This window comes from Cohnella boryungensis (assembly GCF_042651945.1).
GTDB lineage: Bacteria > Bacillota > Bacilli > Paenibacillales > Paenibacillaceae > Cohnella > Cohnella boryungensis.
Map to the genome: position 1 here is coordinate 332777 of NZ_JBHSED010000065.1, position 21079 is coordinate 353855.

The following is a 21079-nucleotide window of genomic DNA, read 5'->3' on the forward strand; positions in this document are numbered from 1 at the left end:
AAGATTTGCTCTCTATTTGCTATCTGTTATTTGCGGCAGCAATAGACAAAGGCGGGCGGAAAATTAAGGGGCACGAAGCGAATGTCCTCAAATTCAAAACGTTCCAGAAGCAGAAGCTTCATCTGCAAGGAGTACTGAAATGCAATAAATTGGCCGCCGGGCTTCAGGGCTGTATATATCTGATCGAGCAACCGCTCCCTTAGGGCGGAAGAGAAGTTGAAAAACGGAAGACCGCTCACAATACAGTCTACTTGATGCAATTGCTCCTTGTGAAGGACGTCGACCAGATTCTCAGCGTCTGGAAAACAAGGATAGTCTGGAAAACGAGAGCGAAGCTGGTCGGCAAGATCCGGGGCTTTCTCGAACAGAACCACCTTCGTATCGCTTCGGACCCGCTCTGCGAGAGCGCGAGTGATCGCCCCGGTTCCGGCGCCGAGCTCCACGATCGAATTGAGCGATTCGTCCTTTATGGCATTCACCATCGCAGAAGCCAATCGTTTGGAGCTGGGTACTATGCTTCCGATTTGCCGTGGATTTCTTACAAAATGAGACAGGAAGGAGCGTCCTTCTTTATTGAGCGAAAACATGATGCCCACCCTCCTTATTCCCAAGGAATCCCGCCAATACTTTAGTTAGCGTGCCACAAGCGGGAGTTACCGATACGTACCGCGGGTTATCGGCCCTCGCGTTGACTGCCGAATCCCCCGATTTCCGGACGGCGCAAGCTGTAGAATCGTTCTGATGATTACGCATAGCTAATTCCCCTCGCTGCATTCGTAATTTGGACAGCTTCTATGAGCTCGTCTCGTAATAATCAAGGCGCAGACGACTATAATCAGAGCAAGCATCAACAATTTCGGATCGATTGCCCCGATAAAATTGGAGATTTGGCGTCCCATTAACCGACCAAAAGCAAAGAGCACGGACGTCCATACTAATGCGCTGGTATAAGAAATCAGAGCAAACCTCTTGAAGGACACCCCATTGACGCCGACGAAGACAGGAACAAGATATCGAGCGACCGGGACTAACAATCCAAGACACATGGCGACATCCCCGTATTTATTGAGGAGATTCTCCGCTTTCTTGAAATACCGATTGTTCTGAAGCCTAGCTTTAACCGTCTCGCCGAAAAGTCTGCCCGCAAAAAAGGCGATTGTAATGGCCGTTAAAAATCCCAGAAGAATAGCGCAATAGATGATCCAGGGGTTAAGAATCCCTTTGCTGCTCAAGAAACCGCCGGTTAGCAGGGTTACCTCATTAGGGACCGGAACCCCAAAGGGTCCTAAGCTAAAAGCAAGAAAAAAGATAAGATACCCGTAGCGCTCGAATAGCTGCAGGATGATCTCGTTGATCATGTTCGCCTCACCTCGCTGATGTCGATGAGAATAGATTAGAGCAGAATTCTAAGGCGCGTATCGGGATAATTCTCAAGAAATTCTAAAGTTATGGGATACCGAAAAAAACTACGACAGCATAATTAACTAACTTATAAGTGAATTCCATTTTTGCTCTAAGTCGTTGAGGTAGCCTGCGCTATTGCGATTAAATTTTTGCGTAATATAACGCTGGTTAAACGCTGATCCCACAATGTTTTTCGAGATTTATAGCGAGTAAAGCAAACTGAGCGCAGTCGTGAAAATGACATGTTCCTGGCGCAGTGCATCATTCACTAATACGGATCATTTCACCATTACGTACAATGTAACTGTTCCAATTACGAAGTCCCGTAATACGACGGTGACTAGCCTTCGTCCGTCAAAAGAATTGCTCTAAGTCATTGTTCGTTCTTGGAATGTAGTAATGGTCATAACAAGTGAACATGCCTTTCCAAAACCCTCTGGAAAAGTTAGGTAAATTGTTAACCATTAGCTCGTCACTCTGATGCGTGTAGGTTTGTTTCACCCATTCCAGTAGCAGGGACAGTTCCCACTCAGCCGTCTCACTACTTTTGTCTTCCTCAGGAATGAGAATGCTAGCGATATATTCCAAGGGTTTCACTAGCCGCGAAACGGCTGTATAACTAGGTTTTAATTCTTCAATTTTGCCGAATATTCTGACAACACCTTGAAGTAAATTAGGCTCTTTTTTTACTTAAGCATCTTTGTAAGGAAGCTTGCATGGCTTGTGTACGTTCATAAATTTTGGTACTCATAACGCTGATAATCTGCCGTTCTACCTTACGGATTCCAAAGGTAATAAACTGGATACAGGGATCGCCGATCAAGGCGAGCCAGAGGGGGTAATCGCGTTCATGACGGTTGTTCATAAAGCTGCCGCAAGAGATGGTATTGCAAGTCAATGTGAATCGCATCGGTGGGACTAAGGGAAGCTGGAAAGGCCAACTTCAAATCGACCAACTGAAGTCATCAACCCCAAGTACCAAGTAATCCGTGCTTTGAAATTTCCAATGAGAAACGTGGACACCTCATGAGTGTCCACGTTTTTTTGTCGCGAATAAATCAATTTTGAACCGGGGTCCCTTTTCATTGATTTTGAGATTCATAAAGTATGGATTCAGCAATCGGTATGCCGGGACAGCAACCGTCAGTGCTTAGGTAAGAACTTTTATCAACTCAACAACAATCTTAGATTAATAAACTATGCTGCCCGTTAGCTGAGCGAAGGGCTGCCACGCGGCAGCCCTTTCGATGTTGAACTATAGTTCCCCGAGGGAGTTTAATAAGCATAATACGGTGTTAACAAAATTTAGTGTATATGCTCAGGGTGACACTCACCTTTATGACAGTACCTGTACTAAAAGTGCGTACTTACATATTTAGAGTACAATCTTTATTCTCAAAGAAGGAAATAAATAAATTTCTATATACTTGGAAATATAGAAACTTAAGAAAGAAGGATAATTATATGTCTAATGCCTGGAAAATTTACTTATTAGCCGCTGTTAGCTTCTTGGTTGGAACATCCGAGTATATCATAGCTGGGATTCTCGACACAGTTGCAAGAGACGTTAATGTCTCCGTCGCTGCTGCTGGTCAACTCATTACTGTTTTTTCACTCGCCTATGCTTTTGGAACACCTTTCCTTATCGCATTTACAGCACGAATGGAGCAGCGCAAGCTTTTAGTTTATTCACTTGGCGTATTTGTGATTGGAAATATTATCGCCGTGGTTTTACCTGGCTTTGGATTTCTTATAGTCTCACGCGTTATTCTTGCACTAAGCATGGGAGTATTCGTTGTAACCTCCTTTACTGTCGCTACCAAGATGACTCCACCTGATAAACAAGGAAGTGCAATTGCAACGCTCCTTATGGGCTTTAGCACCTCGTTGATTATCGGTGTTCCGCTAGGCAGAGTTATTGCTTCCGTTTATGATTGGAGATTAATCTTCGGAGGAATCGGTGCACTTAGTATTCTTGCGATGATCGTTATACTCTTAGTCATCCCACGCTCAAATGGCGATGAATCGGTTCCCTTGCGCAAACAGCTTGCTTTAATTATGCAACCGAAAATAATGGCAGCCCTAATGATCACTTTCTTATGGATTTCTGGTTATTCTATTGTCTACTCCTACATTTCTCCCTTCCTACTGTCGGTTACAGGGATGAACAGTAAAACAGTCATCATTGCTTTATTCGCTTTCGGGATTGCCAGCTTATTCGGCTCAAAGTTTGGCGGCTATAGTACAGATAAATGGGGATTCCCTCGTACTTTATTTGTCAGTATGGTACTGCATGCAGCAGCCTTAGTTCTACTGTCATTATCAGCCCAATGGCCTGCTATCGCTTTCCTTGTGCTCATATTTTGGGCTCTCTCCGCTTGGTCAACAAGTCCAACTCAGCAATATCACTTAATGACGCTTGCTCCGGCGGCTTCAGGCATTATGGTGAGTATGAATACTTCAGTTTTACAGCTTGCTATGGGTGCTGGTGCAGGAATTGGAGGCGTTGTCGTGGAACAAGCTTCCTTAGCTTTGATTAGTTGGATTGGAGCTGCGGTTGTTGCCATCGCTGCAACAACCGTTATGGTATATTTACGAGTAACCCGCTCCAAAGCTCCATTAGAACTTAGTAAAGATATAGGAAGAAACTAATATCTAAAAGGTTAGTGCTTAACCAACTGCAAAAGCCAACGCGCACAAAATCGCTCAAGCGATCCAGTTGATTAACCGGCAATACGACCGTCCGCTCGTGATCGAGCAGCTTGCAAAGTCCGTAAACATGAGCACGTCGGCGTTTCATAAACATTTCAAGCTCGTCACTGCGTTGAGCCATTGCAATACCAGAAAACGGTGCGTTTGCAAGTAGCACGGCGCTTAATGTTGAAGGAAAGCTTGCCCGCCTCCAATGCGACCTTCTGCGTAGGTTAAAAAAGCCCGTCGCAGATTTGCCGGGAGGCTATGCGAGTTAAGCTATTTGAGGCAATAAATCGTGCTGTTTGGTCTCAAGTTCCTCACGCTTATAAAGATACCAAGCATCCATGTGCTGGCACATCATAATGCCGTAAAGATGGATGTACCACATCTTGGTGGAACGATGGCGACCTGCCTCAAGTTGTAATCGTTCTTCTCTCGCTTGTTACAGCGCTCCACGGTGGTGCGGCGTTTGTAGGTGAGATTCCACTGCTCTGAGCTTCTGGCCACATCGGAAAACAACCGGGGGTTATCCTTGCTGCAGGTATGGAAGGTTCGGCCGTATTTGGCATCAGAGCAAGGTGTAGAGCAAGTGTTGGTCGTTCTGTTTTGCATCATTGGGCAGATCCACTTATGCCGCTTCTGGGCATGGTCGAAGCCGTAGGGTTTCATTTTCTTGCCTGCAAGGCAGATTGGAGGGATCCCCTTGGGAGAAATCTTCATATCGCTTTCAGTTTCCAGATTTTTGGTGCCACGCTCATTGAGATCAATGAACGACTGAATCCCTTGATGCTTCAAAAGATCATAGATAGCAGCTGCATCGTGAGCAGCATCAAGGAGCATTTTTTCTACCGTGCCCAAGGTAAAACGTTGCGAGAACTCGACCGTACTGACAACAAAGCTGACCGAATCATGGCGTGACGCGGGTTGAAGCCTAGGATGCAGTGGCAGATCATGTTTGCTGTTTGCAGCGGTAAGCATGTACAGATGGTATCCGTTGTAGTACTTTTCGCGAGAGCTATCCCAACCAGAGTTGCAATCTGGTTGAGAATAAGCGCGTGGATGGTTGCATTTCGTAAGGCTGCGGGCATGGCAATCACAAGTTGGTTTGCTGTGGGGCCAGGCGGCCGTTTCGACCGGAGTGCCGTCGCCAGCCACATCGTATCCGGCTGTGTCCCCCAGCAAGCTTAAGCTTGTAGAACAGCAAGAAACTGGGACTGGAGGAATTCAAAAACTCCTACTGAAAAGTAGGAGGGAAGCAAGTTTAACGGTTCAAGGAAACCCTTGCACCGTCTGCCTCGGCGAATGCCGAGAGGCTATATAATAAATAAGGAGGACAAATCTTTGAAAACTCTTGTTGTCGTGACACACCCAAGCATAGAAACATCCGTAATTAATAAGCGGTGGGTAGAAGAACTCAAAAAATATCCTGAAAAGTATACTGTTCACGAATTGCATAAGGCTTACCCTGATGGAAGCATAGACGTGAAAAAAGAACAAAAATTGGTTGAATCACATGGTAATCTTGTTTTGCAGTTCCCTATATATTGGTTTAATTGTCCGCCTCTCCTTAAAAAATGGCTTGACGATGTTTTAACTTATGGATGGGCTCATGGTTCAAATGGAGGAGATAAATTAAAGAATCGCAAAGCTGCTTTAGCTGTATCTGCCGGAAGTAAAAAAGAAGATTATAGTGAAGATGGAAGATATCACTATACACTTGATTATTTATTATCTTCTTTTGAAACTACCTTCCTATACTGTAATGCAAATTATCGTTCGTTCTTTGCGTATTATGGTACGGAAAACGAGTCTGGTGAAAATGTGCCTGATACAGAAATTGAGCCGTCTGTAAGCGAATTGGAAAAAATCACACTAAATTATTTGAGTTTTCTTGACAATCTGTAATAATTAGCTTTATTAAGAATGCTATAAAAAAGAAGTATTTCCCTGTTCAGGAGATACTTCTTTTTTATATTAACAAAACAACTATGCCTACCGCTGTACAGCCTCCAGAGCTGGCGAACTGTTTTTCTCTCCCCACTCGCACATCATATTTAACAATGGAATGAGAGAAAGACCACTTTCAGATAATGAATATTCAACTTTTGGAGGTATTTGGGGAAATTCCTTGCGTATGATAAGCCCATCTGCCTCCAGCTCTTTTAACATGATGCTTTGCGTTTTAAAGGAGATGGTACCGATACATCGCTTCAGCTCATTAAACCGCATTACCTTATTTTCAGACAGCCAATACATAATGATCATTTTATATTTACCGCCTATTAAGGACAACGTGTATCCAAAGCCAGTTTCGTTTAGTTTCACGCCAGTTGGAATAGTTTCGTGCACAAGTTACACTCTCCTTTTGGTAAGTATATGATATAAATATACATACTTTATAATAAATCATTATGCAATCTTATTGAAAGGATGTAAATCGCTATAAAATTTGATATATCCCAAATTTGAATAAATTTTAAAACGGAATGGGACCGGAACGATGGCAGCGCGAACGCGGAGGGCGAGTGTTGACCAAAACAGGAAACGGTTAGTTGAGTAAAGATAACCTTTTTGTTACTTCTTCAGATATTCGATTCACAATGGAGAATGTATCTAAATAACCCTCTATGACAATGTCTGAACTAGGTTTAACTGCCCTTTCCATTTCCAAATAAGCCGACCTTCCCTTAACTAAATAGTTTTTTAACTATGACAGCATAATTAACTAGCTCATAAGTGAATTCCATTTTTGCTCTAAGTCGTTGAGGTAGCCTGCGCATATTGCGATTAAATTTTTTGCGTAATATAACGCTGGTTAAACGCTGATCCCACAATGTTTTTCGAGATTTATAGCGAGTAAAGCAAACTGAGCGCAGTCGTGAAAATGACATGTTCCTGGCGCAGTGCATCATTCACTAATACGATCATTTCACCATTGCGTACGATGTAACTGTTCCAATTACGAAGTCCCGTAATACGACGATGACTAGCCTTCGTCCGTCGAAAGAATTGCTCTAAGTCATTGTTCGTTCTTGGAATGTAGTAATGGTCATAACAAGTGAACAAGCCTTTCCAAAACCCTCTGGAAAAGTTAAGCAAATTGTTAACCATTAGCTCGTCACTCTGATGCGTGTAGGTTTGTTTCACTCATTCCAGTAGCAGGGACATTTCCCATTCAGCCGTCTCACTACTTTTGTCTTCCTCAGGAGTGAGAATGCTAGCGATATGTTCCAAGGGTTTCACTAGCCGCGAAACGGCTGTATAACTAGGTTTTAATTCTTTAATTTTGCTGAATATTCTGACAACACCTTGAAGTAAATTAGGCTCTTTTTTTACTCAAGCATCTTTGTAAGGAAGCTTATATGGCTTGTGTACGTTCATAAATAATTAATCCAGGAAGCCCCAATGGTGGATCTCCATCTTCAAGGAGCAGAGCTGCTGCCACATATCCCTTAGCAATCTGCGCTTCGGTCATTTCAGCAGGTTGCGATTCTGACTGTTCCGTTTTCTCTGTTACAAGCGCTTTGGATTCAACTTGCTCTATTTTTCGTTCGATGTCGCGAATCCCGCGCATGCTCTTTTTGAGTTCCATTATTAACTTGCGATCGGCATCGACAATGGGTTTAGCAATGTCTTTCAGATAGTGGTACTGACAGTACTGGTAAGGCACATCTGGCAAAAGTGTTTCAAATGCCAGCCATATGGATTTTTGCCCATCACTTACAATACCTACGATTGGATACCCTAGCATCAGGATGGGTTCGATAAGTGTTTTCAATTCTTCCGCAGTCCCGCTCTTCATATTTTGTGCGGCAAGCACGGTTCCACTGAATACTTCTCTTAGTACATAAAGTGTTTCATTGCCTTTTTCAGGCTGAACCCCATCCATGGAAAGAATGACGCCTCCATTTTGTTCCGTTGTTTCTGCAAGGACTTTGATAACATGATCATCTAAACTCGCTGAAAGCAAGATTTGATAACGTTCGTACAAATTTTGAGAATGTCTTTCACTCGTTGGAATGCCTTGTTCGTTCAATGCTTCGGCAACTTCCGCAACCGTTCGATGTTGCTTAAAGCGTAGTTCCCCAACGAGAGCAAGCACGTCATATCCATACGAGGAATGCTTCATGCTAAGCATCTCAGCTTCATCAGATTTATACGTAACGCCTGCGTGTACGCAGTCTGGATTTTTACAAGCATAAGCCATGCTCCATGCATGGATGATTCCGTCTCTTGTGACAATCTTTTTCTCCCATGCGGTATGGGTTCTCCGCAATTTAGATTCACAGTGTGGACAATTTTTAAACTCAGGTCTGAAGTAAACTCTGGGCGCGGCACCCAATCTATTTTTCTCAAGCATGAAGGTCATCTCCTAGGGTAAATTCTGACCTATATACCTTCGACAGAAGATTGGAATACCTGCTAGTTAATCTTGCTGTAGTAGAAAAAAAAGAAAAACCTGCGATATACGCAGGTTAGAGCGTGTCTTCAAACCTAATTCAACCATAGCAAAATAGAGGCCAGAGATAGAAAGGCCGCAAACGTACAAGATAGTTTATCGTAACGTGTAGCCAGTCTGCGATAATGCTTGAGCTTGTTGACTCTCGATCAGTTCCAGAATATTGTTCATGTCATAGCCCCGATCCGCAATGACGTTCTTTCCGGTCAGATCGATTTCCTGGAGCATTTCGTAACCTTTTACGCAGTCGTGGCAATTTCCTGTAGTTAATTCAAAGCGCAGCGGATTGCCTAACGCATCTACGATGGCATGGATTTTGGTCGTTATTTCACCTCTGGAACGCCCGATAGCTTGGAATTGTTGCCCCCTTTTGCGCCTGCGCCATGTTGGTGGACGCGGACAATGGTGGCATCAATCATGATATTTTCAAAATCAGGAGCTATCGAAACATGCTTCAGAATTTGGTCCCATATGCCCGCCATCTGCCAACGGCGAAAACGCGTGTATACCGTCTTCCATGATCCATAATGTTCAGGCAAGTCGCGCCAAGGAGTTCCAGACCTCGCGACCCACAGCATGGCATTAAGCATCATTCTATTGTCTAGCTATTCGTCCACCTTGTCGTTTCCGCTCTGGAGGAAGAAAGCCCTTAATTTGATCCCATTGATCGTCGTGTATTTCGTATCGTCTTTTCATACGATAAGTTTACCATGTTTTGGAACAAACTTATGGTTTTAAGACACGCTCTAGATTGGAATCTTGTAGTTGTCGGTGTTGCTAGCTAACTAACTTCAAGCCCACTGCAGATCCGAGCACCATAGCGATAAACAATATTCTCAATATATTTCTTGGTTCCCCGTAAAATATCATGCCAAGAATGGCGCCGCCGGACGCGCCTATGCCTGTCCATATTGCGTATGCCGTTCCCATCGGGAGAGTCTCCATAGCCAACGACAAGAATAGGAAGCTTAATCCGAAGCCTGCAAGCAATAATAGGAATGAGGCTGCGTTGCGATCCTTGTTCAGCTTATTTATCATGAGAACTCCGAGCATTTCAAATATACCGGCTAAAATAAGGTAAACCCAAGCCATGAGTTACGCAGCCTCCTTTTTCTTCTCTTTGCTTAGCATTTTCAGTCCAATAACGCCCAGCAGCAAAATCCCGATAAGCACCATCTTGCCCATCTGAGCCGGGTTGCCGAACAAAATGATTTCGGCTAGAACGGTACCTGCCGTACCTAAGCCAACAAATACAGCATAGACCGTTCCGACCGGAAGAGAGCGAGAAGCCAGAATCATCAATGTGAAGCTTACAATAATAGCAATGATAGTAGCTCCCCATTCCCAAATCCCCTGTGCATGTTTTAATCCGATTACCCATCCTACTTCAAACCCTGCGGCAATAACGACGCTCAACCATGTTTTGTTCAATTGCTCCACTCCTCTTTGGTGCGCTGCATTTAGCATTTCCAAACACGGCAAATAAAAAAGCCTGGGAAACAAACTGTTGGCAACAGTTTATCTCCCAGGCTTTTATCCCTCCGTGACACAACCTATCAGTTGTGAGTTATCTCTCGGACCAGCCGATATAGCCATCGCGGAACCCTAGATAACATGATTGATTCACATTATACACCATTCTTTTTAATTATCAACCCTTCTATTTAGTTCGGCTCGCCGAAAGCGCTCATCTCCGATTGACTAAATTCGTCTAGCTTTTGTTCCTTAGCCGTTTTTCGCGTCTAACAGCTTTAATAGAACGGTTACGGCTTCGGCTCTCGTTGCTTTAGCGGCCGGATCGAATTCACCGGACGGCTTGCCTTTCATGATGTCCTTCGCATGAATAGCGGCGATCGCGCCTTTCGCCCATCCAGGGAGGTTTGAGTCATCCGCGAAACCGGTTGACGAACCGGTCTCCAAGGACAGACCTAAGACATTGGCGACGATCATCGCAATCTCGGCTCGGGTAATCGCCGAGTCCGGGCGGAAGGTCCCGTCCTGATAGCCTTTAATGTACCCCGCCTGCGCCGCAACGGCTACCGCGTTCTTGGCCCAATTCCCTATTTTCGCCGCATCGGAGAATGATAGATTGGCCCTCTCGTCCGTCTGCTTCAACGCGTTCATCAGCATCACGGCGAACTCGGCGCGCGTAATGATCCGGTTAGGCTTAAACGAACCATCCGAGTACCCCGAGACGATCCCTTGTTTCAATGCCCGCAAAATATTCGCTTCCGCCCAATGCCCGACCACATCGCGGAAATTCGTCGAAGGCTCATTATCCGTCGTCGGTTCCTTGGAAAGTTCGTACGAGAAGACAGCAAATTTCGCCAACGAATTTACTTGTACGGAAACGCGATCTCCGCTGATCTTGCCGCCCTCCACCTTCACCCAGACCTTCTTCGTTTCATCGTATGAAAAGATCGCGGGAGCTTGCCCTTCGGGCAGCTTTGCAGCATTGTACTTGATCGTAATCGTAACGGGATTCTTGAAGTTCTCCGTGATGTTGGTGAGAACCTCGAATATCGCGCTCAGGAGCACATCGTGATCCGAGAGCAGCTTCTGCGGATCCGTTAGCTGATCGATCGTGATGACGATATCCTTATCCGCAGCGTTAGCGGGTACGGTTACCGTGATCTCGTCGAGCAGGCTCAGCTCGCCGGCTTTGCCGGCCTGAAGTATCAATTTGTTGTTCTCAGGCGCGGGGCCTCCTCCGCCGCCAACGGTGCTAGGTGGTGCTGTATTTACCGTCACGGTGTACGTCACTTGCGTCGTGCCATCTTGTGCGGTGACAATCACTTTATACCCGGTTGCCAACGCCGTTGCCACTGTCGTCCCATTAGCTTCATACACCTCGAACGTTGCCCCAGCCGCTGGCGTGATCGCGGCCTTGAACGCCGTTAGCGTCGTGCCGTACGGTACGCCTGTAATCGTCTCACTGGCCGTTCCGCCTGCGCTTACCGCTCCGATTGTGGAAGTCAGAGTCGCATCCGTGCTTGACGGCGGTCCGTTTACCGTCACGGTGTACGTCACTTGCGTCGTGCCGTCTTGTGCGGTGACAATCACTTTATACCCGGATGCCAGTGCCGTTGCCACTGTCGTCCCATTGGCTTCATACACCTCGAACGTCGCTCCAGCCTCTGGCGTGATCGCGGCCTTGAACGCTACTAGCGTCGTGCCATACGGTACACCTGTAATGGTCTCGCTGGCCGTTCCGCCTGCGCTTACCGTTCCAATCGTGGAGGTTAGCCTTGCATCCGTGCTCGGCGGCGGTCCGTTTACCGTCACGGTGTACGTCACTTGCGTCGTGCCATCTTGTGCGGTGACAATTACTTTATACCCGGATGCCAGCGCCGTTGCCACTGTCGTCCCATTAGCTTCATACACCTCGAACGTCGCTCCAGCCTCTGGCGTGATCGCGGCCTTGAACGCTACTAGCGTCGTGCCATACGGCACGCCTGTAATCGTCTCGCTGGCTGTTCCGCCTGCGCTTACCGTTCCGATTGTGGAAGTCAGAGTCGCATCCGTGCTTGACGGCGGTCCGTTTACCGTCACGGTGTACGTCACCTGCGTCGTGCCGTCTTGTGCGGTGACAATCACTTTATACCCGGTTGCCAGCGCCGTTGCTACTGTCGCCCCATTAGCTTCATATACCACGAATGTGGCCCCAGCCGCTGGCGTAATCGCCGCCTTGAACGCCGTTAGCGTCGTGCCGTATGGCACGCCTGTAATCGTCTCGGTCGCCGTGCCGTCCGTGCTCACCGTTCCGATTGTAGAGGTCAGCCTTGCATCGTTGCTTAAAGGCACCGGGTTCCACTGGGCATACAGCGTCGTATTTTTCCTTATCGTGAACGAGTCGCCCGCGTTGTATATCCCTCCGCTCCCGTCTGCTTTCTCGCTCCATCCCGCGAAAGTATGGCCCGCTTTGACAAGATCCATGGCTCCCGATACGCTAACCGGAGTTACGGGGACATAAGACTGGCTGGCGGGAGCCGTCCCGCCGGTACTGCCGTTATCCGCATATTGCAGATCGACAAGACTGGATCTTAGATATGGATATCCGCCGTTCATCGCAGGATTTATTCCCCATACGGAGACAAAATCCCACGCATTGGCAGCATCCGCTTCGTAAGAGCTCTGACTTTGCATCTGAGCGGCGGTAAGCCCCGTCCCCCCATCCGATACGCTCTGACCGCTATTTTCGGTATCGTAAAGACTGTTGACGACCGTTCCGAAGTTACCGCTCCCGACCAGACCGCCCACGAACGTGATTCCTGTTACTTGGCCTACGGAATAGCTATTCAGAATTTCTCCCGAACCGTTCTCGCCGGCCAAACCGCCTACGCTTTCGACGCCGATCACTTTCCCTGCAGCGTAGCTGTTCTCGATGTTCCCCCAAGCATTGTAGCCGGCAACGCCGCCGATAAACATGCTGTCGGGACCGACTCCCTCCACGTCTCCGACCGAAAAGCTTCGATAAATCCCTCCGCCTAGATCGGTCGGATTACTGCCGACCAATCCTCCGACGGCATAATTCCCGCTAACCTTGCCCGAGGCGTAATTATCTTGAATCGTTCCGTACGTATTTTCTCCTACGAGTCCGCCTGCGTAAAAGCTGGTCCTGCCGGAGATCGGATTCACGTCGCCCGAAGCGAAGCTATTGCGTATCGTTCCGTCCATATTTAACCCGACCAGACCGCCCACGGTTAAACTGTCCGCTCCCCCGTCCACATTACCCATAGCGTAGCTGTTGCTGATCTCTCCGAAACTAATATAGCTGTTCACCCCGGCCAAGCCGCCGAGTTTTTCGCTTCTGGACAGTCCGCTAACCTCTCCTGAAGCGTAGCTGAACAGAATCTTGCTGTCATTGTTGTAGCCGATCAGCCCGCCGACGGAGTTGCTCTCTTCATTACCGTTCACGTTTCCCGTAGCATAGCTATCTCTTAGGATGATTTCGATCTGCGTCCCGACCAACCCGCCGACGCTCATGTTCCCGCTCACTTCTCCGGTCGCATAGCTTTGGCTGACCTCGCCTTCGATGATTCTGCCGATCAATCCGCCGACCTCATCCGTGCCGTTTACTTTTCCAGCTGCGTGGCTGCGATGGATTTGCCCCTCTTCGGCAAAGCCGATCAGCCCGCCTACGTACCGGTCTCCGTTCACCTCTCCCGTTGCGCAGCTATCGGATATCTCGCCCATGAATTCGCCAACCAGCCCGCCTACCTTGTAATCGCCGGTCAACTCTACCGAAGCGCAGCTGTTCAAGATCGTTCCGTCATAGCTGGAGCCGGCCAATCCCCCGAGAAGATTGATTCCGCTGATCTCGCCCGAGACCGTGACGTTGTCGATGGTCCCCTGATAGTTTCCACCTACGAGCCCACCCACCAAGCTGTCCCCGATGATCGATACGCCGGTCAGCTTAAGATTGCCGATCCAGCCGCCGGTCGATAAAATGCCGAAAAGTCCCATGCTGTCTCCGTTATGATTCGTAAGCCCGCTTATCGTATGACCGTCCCCATCGAAATGACCGTAAAACGGATTATCGCTATCTCCGATAGAGTTCCATCCGGAAGCCGCGTACCCGCTTAAGTCAATATCGGCGATGAGCTTATAATGGTTCCCCGCATCCAAATAAGCGTTCCGTAAATTGTTCAGTTGAACCGCCGTTCCGATCAGGTACGGATCGGCCGCCGTTCCAATCCCTCCGGCAAAATCGCCTCCTGCCGCGTAAGCTTTATCGTTTCCGAAGCCTCCTCCGAGCACCGTTCCGAATAAAAGCGTTATCGTGAACAACCAGATTTTCGCTTTTTTTGTCGCTTCCAACATCCCTGTATACTCCTCTCGAATTCTTGTTTCCTAGCCATTCTCTTAGGGATAGTATAAAGAAGTCGAATAAAAGAATAATAAAAGGATCGGCCCTGAAATCGACCAAAACCGCAGAGCACCAAGGCTTCGCGGCTTTTAATAGAGCGTCTTTAATATTTCCTGTTCAGGGGCCGCTTGTTCTGTTTGAGTTGCCGTCAGACAGGTTGTTTGAATGTAGAGCTCTTGTTATCATAAAAGTAACTCTTCGCAAGGAAGGCACCTCGCGTCAAGTTTCTTAACGACAATGTGAGGAGTTGAATAAACGAGTGAGCTCGCGGAACTTCTCGTAGGTTATGAGGTTATTTTAGGAGGGTATACATGGAAGCTTTTGCAGACTATCTAGCACGCATTGATAACCCGCAGCAACGTGACCGAACGGAAGAGATATTCGCCTGGGTAACTCAAAAGTTTCCCCATTTATTGCCGAAAATCGCATGGAATCAGCCGATGTTTACCGATCACGGGACATTTATTATCGGCTTCAGCGTATCCAAGGCTCATTTGGCCGTCGCCCCTGAAAGAGCGGGGATTATCCATTTTGCGGATGATATTGTGCAGGCGGGCTACGAGCATACCAAGGAATTGATACGAATCCCGTGGAATCGTCCGGTTGATTACACATTGCTTGAGAAAATGATCGACTTTAACATTAGGGATAAAACAGATTGTTCGACTTTCTGGCGGAAATAAAATAAGAAGATGCCCGGGGTAGCCGATTCTGCCGGCAGCCCCGAGCATTCGTGACGCATTCGGATGGGATAGTTTACATCAAATATTTACCCGTGATCGAATGCTCCGCATCGATGATCTGTGCCGGCGTGCCCTCGAACACGACCTGCCCGCCCCTGCTGCCCCCGTCCGGTCCCATATCGATGATCCAATCCGCTTGGCTGATTACATCAAGGTTATGCTCGATAACGATCACGGTATTGCCGGCATCCACAAGCCGGTTCATGATCGCCAGAAGGTGACCGATATCCGACATATGAAGTCCGGTGGTCGGCTCGTCCATCACGTAAATGCTGCCCTTCTTATGCAATTCGCTTGCCAGCTTGATGCGCTGGCACTCCCCGCCCGAAAGCGTGCTGAGCGGCTGGCCGAGGGTAACATAGTTCAGCCCCACATCGCTCATCGCCTGAAGCTTGCGCACAACCTCCTTGAGCTGGAAAAAATCCAAGGCCTGCTCCACCGTCATCTCCAGCACTTCCGCTATCGACTTGCCGTTCAGCTTGTACGAAAGAACCTCTTCCTTGAACCGTCTGCCTCCGCATACTTCGCATGGCAGCTTCACGCTTTCGAGGAATGCCAGATCCGTGTACACCACGCCCAGCCCCTGACAGTTCTCGCATGCCCCTTTGGAGTTAAAGCTGAACAAGCCTTGATTGACTTTATTAGCGGAAGCAAACGCTTTGCGCACATCATCCATAATGCCTGTGTAGGTCGCAGGATTCGAGCGGGTCGATACGCCTACCGCCGATTGATCGATGACGATCGCATCCGGATGCCGGCCGAGGAAAACCTCGTTAATCAGCGTACTTTTGCCCGAGCCGGCGACCCCCGTAACGACGGTCAGCACTCCGGTTGGAATATCCACGCTCACGTTCTGCAGATTGTGCAGCGTGGCATCCTTGATGGACAGCTTGCCGGACGGCTGCCTGCAATCGCGCTTCAGCTGGAGCGACCGTTTCATATGGGTGCCTGTGAGCGTATCCGCCTCCAGCAAGCCCTGGAAGCTTCCTTCATACACGATGGAGCCGCCGCGGCTGCCTGCGTGAGGCCCGACGTCGACGATATGGTCCGCCAATTTGATTACATCGGGATCATGCTCGACGACGATCACGGTGTTGCCTTTGTCGCGGAGCTTCTGAAGCAATTCATTTAACCGATGCACATCGCGAGGATGCAAGCCAACGCTGGGCTCGTCGAAAATATACGTAACATCCACCAGACTGCCGCTCAAGTGCTTCACCATTTTGACCCGCTGAGATTCGCCCCCGGACAGTGTATCCGTCTCGCGGTCCAGCGTCAGGTAATCCAGTCCGATATCCACCAAATGCTCCAAACGCTCTGTAATCGACTTGACGATCGGCGCGGCGACAGGATCGTCGATCTCCCGAATGACGCGGATGAGCTGGCCGACCTCCATGGAGGACAGCTCCGCAATGTTAAGTCCATTGATCCTGCAGCCCAGAGCGGCTTGACTTAGCCTCGCGCCGCGGCAGCTGGAGCAAGGTCCTTCGGAGATGTACGGCGCGACGGCTCGTTGCGTGCGCTCGGACTTCGTCTTCACATCCTGCTTGATGTATTTGTTGGTGAATTTCTCGAGGACGCCTTCCACCGTAATATTCATGGCTTTCCCTGCAAAATCCATCTGAACCTTCCTGGCCTTGGCGAACAAGAGCTGCTCCAGCTCGTCCTCCGAATAGTCGCTTAGCTTCTTATCCGGGTCGAAGGGTCCAGCCTGCACCACCATATTCCATTCCCAGCTGTTCACCGAATAATCGGGCAGCATTATGGCTCCTTCATTCAACGACTTGGACAGGTCTACCGCCTTGCCCGTGTCAACGCCCAGCTTGCGACCGATTCCATTGCACTCCGGACACATGCCTTGCGGATCGTTGAACGAGAACATGTTCGCTTGTCCGATAAAGGGCTGACCCACACGGGAGAAGAGAAGTCGGAGAATGGGAGAAATATCGGTAATCGTCCCCATCGTGGAATGGGAACCGCCGCCCAGCCGCTTCTGATCCACAATGACGGCCATGCTCAGGTTCTCGATCGCGTCCGTGTCCGGCTGCGGAACGCGCGGCAGGAAATTGCGCACGAACATGCTGAAGTTTTCATTCAGCAGTCTCGTGGATTCTGCGGCGATCGTATCGAAGACGATCGAGGACTTGCCGGAGCCGGACACCCCGGTGAAGATCGTGATCCTCCGCTTGGGAATGCGCAAGGATACGTTCTTGAGATTGTTTTCCCTCGCGCCCGAAATCACGATGTATTGCTGATTCAATTCGCTCATGTTAACATCCTTCCGCTAACGATAAATTCCCCTTCTATTAATATTGTAGCATTCATCTGTCCGGTTGCCCAAGCCTGCGTACTACTCGAAGCGGCATAAGTATAACGGCAGTCCAAGACCAAGAAGGTCTCAGACTGCCGTTCTTTTGTCGTATCCGCTAGCGTTTGGCAGCCGTTTCTTCCTTCAGCCGTTCGATTAACGCGGCGACGTCCATGCTGTCGCTTGCTTCTGCCCCTCTTCTGCGTACTGACAACCGATGCTCGTTGCTTTCCTTTTCGCCGACGATGAGCATATAGGGAATCTTCTGCAGTTGGGCCTCCCGAATTTTGTAACCGAGCTTCTCATTCCGATTGTCGAGCTCGACCCGGATGCCCGCTTCGTTCAGTGTTCGCTTCACGCTGCGCGCATAGTCGGCATATCGATCCGATACCGGCAATATTTTGGCCTGCACCGGCGCGAGCCACAGCGGGAAAGCGCCCGCGTAATGCTCGGTCAGAATCCCGATGAACCGGTCTATCGAGCCGTAGACGGCGCGGTGAATGACCACGGGACGATGCTTTCCATTATCCTCGCCGATATAGCTGAGCTCGAATTTCTCCGGCATTTGGAAGTCCAGTTGAACGGTGCCGCACTGCCAGCTTCGCTTCAGGGCATCTTGAATGTGGAAGTCGATCTTCGGCCCATAGAAGGCTCCGTCTCCTTCGTTCAGCTTGTAGGCAACGCCGCGTTGTACAAGCAAGCTGCGCAGAGATTGCTCAGCTTGCTCCCATAGCTCATCCGACCCCATCGAATCGTCCGGTCTCGTCGACAGCTCGATCTCATAGGCAAAGCCGAACACGCCGTACATGTAATCGATCAGGTCGATCACGCGCCCGATCTCCTCTTCGATCTGCTCCGGCAGGACGAACAGATGAGCGTCATCCTGGCAGAACGTACGCACCCGAGTCATTCCGCCCAGCGCGCCGGAGAACTCATGACGGTGCACCTGCCCGAATTCGGACAGACGGATCGGCAGCTCCCGGTACGAATGACGGCGATCTTTGTAGATCAGCATATGCCCTGGACAGTTCATGGGCTTGAGCGCGTAGGTTGTGTCGTCCACTTCTGTGAAATACATATTATCCTTGTAATGATCCCAATGACCGGATTGCTCCCATATCCGGTTGTTCATCATGAGGGGCGTACGGACTTCCTCGTAATCCAGCTTGCGCTGCACCTCACGGGCAAATTGCTCAAGCTCCGCGCGCACCGTCATGCCGTTCGGCAAATAGAAAGGCATGCCCGGCGCTTCCTCCGAGAACATGAACAGCCCCAGCTCTTTACCCAGCTTGCGGTGATCGCGTTTGCGAGCTTCCTCCAGCATCCGCAAATGCTCTTCAAGCGCGGATTTCTTCGCGAACGCGGTTCCGTATATCCGCTGCAGCATTTTATTGCTTGCATCGCCGCGCCAATACGCGCCGGCCACGCTGAGCAGCTTGAACGATTTAATCAGGCCGGTCGCGGGCAGATGCGGCCCCCGGCATAGATCCGTGAATTCGCCTTGCGTGTACAGCGTAATGACGGCTTCCTGCGGCAAGCCTCGAATGAGCTCCAGCTTATAGGGCTCGTCGCGTTCGGCGAACAGGCTTAGCGCTTCCTCCCGGTTAACGACTCGCCGCGTAATCGGCAGGTTTTCCTGCACGATTCTTTGCATCTCCCGCTCGATGCCCGCCAGATCATCGACGGACAACGGCTTCTCCAGCTCTACGTCGTAATAGAAGCCGCTCTCGATCACGGGCCCGATCGCCAGCTTCACCGCCCCCTCGCCGTACAGACGCTTCAACGCTTGCGCCAGTACGTGCGAAGCCGAGTGCCGGAGAATATTCGCGCCTTCCGGCGAATCCAACGTTACGATTTCTACGAGACAATCCGGGGCAATCGTCTGGTTCAGATCCGTCAACGTGCCATTCATTTTCCCCGCGATCGCCTGTTTGGCAAGTCCTTTACTAATCGACTCCGCGACTTGCGCGAAGGTGGTCGTTCGATCAAACCCCCTCTTTGTTCCATCTGGCATCGCGACATTGATCATCTTCTCCATGATTAAGCCTCCGTTTCTCGGAAATTTGGTTTTTTGAACGCAAAAAAACGCATCTCATCCTGCAAGGGACGAGTGCGTTCAGCTCGCGGTTCCACCCTAGTTCGACCTGCAGCTTCTTCAAACAGCGACTTGCCATCGATGCGAGCGGCTTCGGGTCCTTCATTGGCATCCGTTAACGGGGACGAATCGGCGGCTCATACTGACGGCTCCGTAAGACTGGGACCGGGTTCCAAGCTGCGGCTGCAAAGGGGTAACTCCACATTCGCAGCTGAAGAGGCTCGCAGCAATCGCCTCTCTCTCTGGGCAGCCCGGTATGGGAATCCTGTCTTTGGTCATTGCCTTATAAATATGCTCCCTATCTTACATGGAGATTTTCAGGAAAGTCAAGCTTTTTTCAGGATCCACCCTGCCTTGAACCGCAGACAGGCTACTCGCTGGGATTGTTCGACACTGTTCAAATGGAACGGGCTTTGCTACTATAGATCACAAATGTAATCAGAGGTGAAACTGGATGTACCGAGCTCCATTGTTTGAAAACGACGTTCCAGCAAAATCCTTCCGTCCTTAATGGAGTGAAGGGGATTGCCTCACTCTCCGTTAAGGGCTTAAAACGCCTAATAAACGGAGGGAACAAAAATGAACAAAACCTGGGTAGGCTCGTTGTATCTGACTCTAGCTTCCTGTATCTGGGGGGGCATGTATGTTGTCGTTAAAATAGTCGTTTCCGTCATACCGCCGCTGGAATTGGTATGGCTGCGTTATTTCGTGGCGCTGATCGCCCTTGTCGCAGTCGGTTTAATCACCAAGCAGAATTGGAGAGTTCGCAAGCGTGATTTTTTACTCATCATCGCGATTGGAGTCATTGGTCACGCCATTTCGATTGTCGCCCAAGAAACCGGTACCCTACTGTCCACCGCGCAGATGGGAGCTATGATCACATCATCTACTCCCGCATTTATGGCGATATTCGCAGGGCTCATTCTTAAAGAACGCATTTCTTTAAAACAGGGTGTCTCTATCGCCTTGGCGACAGTTGGCGTATTGCTGATTATCGGCGTCGGGAATCTGGAATTTTCCGGCATGCTTGGCGGGTCTGCCTTGCTTGTTGCGGCTTTAACGTGGGCTTTGATGTCCGTTCTCGTAAAGCGCGTACCGAATGAATACTCACAAGTTGCGGTCATCGCCTATTCCATTCTGGTTGCCCTTCTTTTGTTGACTCCATTCGTATTACCGCGGTTGCCCGAGTTAGATATGACTCAGCTGGCGCAACCTAGGATTTGGGGAGGCTTGCTCTATTTGGGGATCGCTTCTACCGCAGGAGGATTTCTGCTATGGAATCGCGGATTACAGCTGTTGGACGTGTCGGGCGGAGGACTTTTTTTCTTCTTTCAACCGCTGGTCGGAGCCTTCCTCGGCTGGATTCTATTAGGTGAAACGATAGGAGCGATGTTTTGGGCTGGAGCCGCATTCATTCTTATCGGGCTGCTGCTCGTGATTACGGGGAAAAATAATCAAAGCCCTTGAATAGCGCTTAGTTTAGCTGTCTGCCCGTGATACGCCCGAA

14 protein-coding genes, 1 pseudogene and 1 riboswitch are annotated in these 21079 nt (G+C 49.2%); of the genes and pseudogenes, 4 read left to right on the forward strand and 11 right to left on the reverse strand.

Annotated features, from left to right (window positions below; all coding sequences use genetic code 11):
• Positions 1-26: 26 nt before the first annotated feature.
• Positions 27-587, reverse strand: a complete 561-nt coding sequence (locus ACFO1S_RS25220) for a class I SAM-dependent methyltransferase (protein WP_204602116.1) — start codon at positions 585-587, stop codon at positions 27-29.
• A 168-nt stretch (positions 588-755) separates the two neighbouring features.
• On the reverse strand, positions 756-1358 hold the full coding sequence (locus tag ACFO1S_RS25225) for a DedA family protein (RefSeq protein ID WP_204602114.1): 603 nt from the start codon (positions 1356-1358) through the stop codon (positions 756-758).
• Between the two features lie 1510 nt (positions 1359-2868).
• Here ACFO1S_RS25225 and ACFO1S_RS25230 point away from each other — a divergent pair.
• The gene (locus ACFO1S_RS25230; protein ID WP_204602112.1) at positions 2869-4056 is read left to right on the forward strand and encodes an MFS transporter; all 1188 of its coding nucleotides are present in this window, start codon (positions 2869-2871) and stop codon (positions 4054-4056) included.
• Positions 4057-4455: 399 nt separating this feature from the next.
• On the opposite strand, the gene ACFO1S_RS25235 is transcribed toward ACFO1S_RS25230, so the two are convergent.
• Complete coding sequence (locus ACFO1S_RS25235; protein WP_378127785.1) at positions 4456-5076, reverse strand: hypothetical protein; 621 nt, start codon at positions 5074-5076, stop codon at positions 4456-4458.
• 363 nt (positions 5077-5439) lie between these two features.
• Between ACFO1S_RS25235 and ACFO1S_RS25240 the strand changes: the two genes are divergently transcribed.
• On the forward strand, positions 5440-6003 hold the full coding sequence (locus tag ACFO1S_RS25240) for an NAD(P)H-dependent oxidoreductase (RefSeq protein WP_204602099.1): 564 nt from the start codon (positions 5440-5442) through the stop codon (positions 6001-6003).
• Positions 6004-6090: 87 nt separating this feature from the next.
• Here the strand turns inward: ACFO1S_RS25240 and ACFO1S_RS25245 are convergent, their stop codons facing one another.
• From ACFO1S_RS25245 to ACFO1S_RS25270, 6 genes and pseudogenes are all read right to left on the reverse strand, one after another.
• Complete coding sequence (locus ACFO1S_RS25245; protein WP_204602097.1) at positions 6091-6447, reverse strand: winged helix-turn-helix transcriptional regulator; 357 nt, start codon at positions 6445-6447, stop codon at positions 6091-6093.
• Positions 6448-7456: 1009 nt separating this feature from the next.
• Complete coding sequence (locus ACFO1S_RS25250) at positions 7457-8458, reverse strand: transposase (RefSeq protein ID WP_378127786.1); 1002 nt, start codon at positions 8456-8458, stop codon at positions 7457-7459.
• Positions 8459-8592: 134 nt separating this feature from the next.
• Positions 8593-9253 (reverse strand): annotated as a pseudogene (locus ACFO1S_RS25255) (IS5 family transposase).
• Between the two features lie 81 nt (positions 9254-9334).
• Positions 9335-9649 carry a DMT family transporter gene (locus ACFO1S_RS25260; protein WP_204602093.1) on the reverse strand — a complete coding sequence of 105 codons (315 nt, stop codon included), beginning with the start codon at positions 9647-9649 and terminating at the stop codon, positions 9335-9337.
• 3 nt (positions 9650-9652) lie between these two features.
• Positions 9653-9988: a DMT family transporter gene (locus tag ACFO1S_RS25265; protein WP_378127787.1), complete on the reverse strand. Its 336-nt coding sequence runs from the start codon at positions 9986-9988 to the stop codon at positions 9653-9655.
• Positions 9989-10077: 89 nt separating this feature from the next.
• Positions 10078-10177: riboswitch (guanidine-I (ykkC/yxkD leader) on the reverse strand.
• Positions 10178-10282: 105 nt separating this feature from the next.
• A complete protein-coding gene (locus ACFO1S_RS25270) occupies positions 10283-14380 on the reverse strand; it encodes a GLUG motif-containing protein (RefSeq protein ID WP_204602091.1) in 4098 nt (1365 codons plus the stop codon).
• A 357-nt stretch (positions 14381-14737) separates the two neighbouring features.
• Between ACFO1S_RS25270 and ACFO1S_RS25275 the strand changes: the two genes are divergently transcribed.
• A complete protein-coding gene (locus tag ACFO1S_RS25275) occupies positions 14738-15109 on the forward strand; it encodes an iron chaperone (RefSeq protein WP_204602089.1) in 372 nt (123 codons plus the stop codon).
• 73 nt (positions 15110-15182) lie between these two features.
• Here ACFO1S_RS25275 and ACFO1S_RS25280 read toward each other — a convergent pair whose 3' ends face one another.
• Both ACFO1S_RS25280 and thrS read right to left on the reverse strand, forming a co-directional pair.
• Positions 15183-17438: an ATP-binding cassette domain-containing protein gene (locus ACFO1S_RS25280; protein WP_204602087.1), complete on the reverse strand. Its 2256-nt coding sequence runs from the start codon at positions 17436-17438 to the stop codon at positions 15183-15185.
• A 157-nt stretch (positions 17439-17595) separates the two neighbouring features.
• Positions 17596-19515, reverse strand: a complete 1920-nt coding sequence (gene thrS, locus ACFO1S_RS25285; RefSeq protein WP_204602085.1) for a threonine--tRNA ligase — start codon at positions 19513-19515, stop codon at positions 17596-17598.
• 636 nt (positions 19516-20151) lie between these two features.
• Here thrS and ACFO1S_RS25290 point away from each other — a divergent pair.
• Complete coding sequence (locus ACFO1S_RS25290; protein WP_204602083.1) at positions 20152-21039, forward strand: DMT family transporter; 888 nt, start codon at positions 20152-20154, stop codon at positions 21037-21039.
• Positions 21040-21079: the final 40 nt, after the last annotated feature.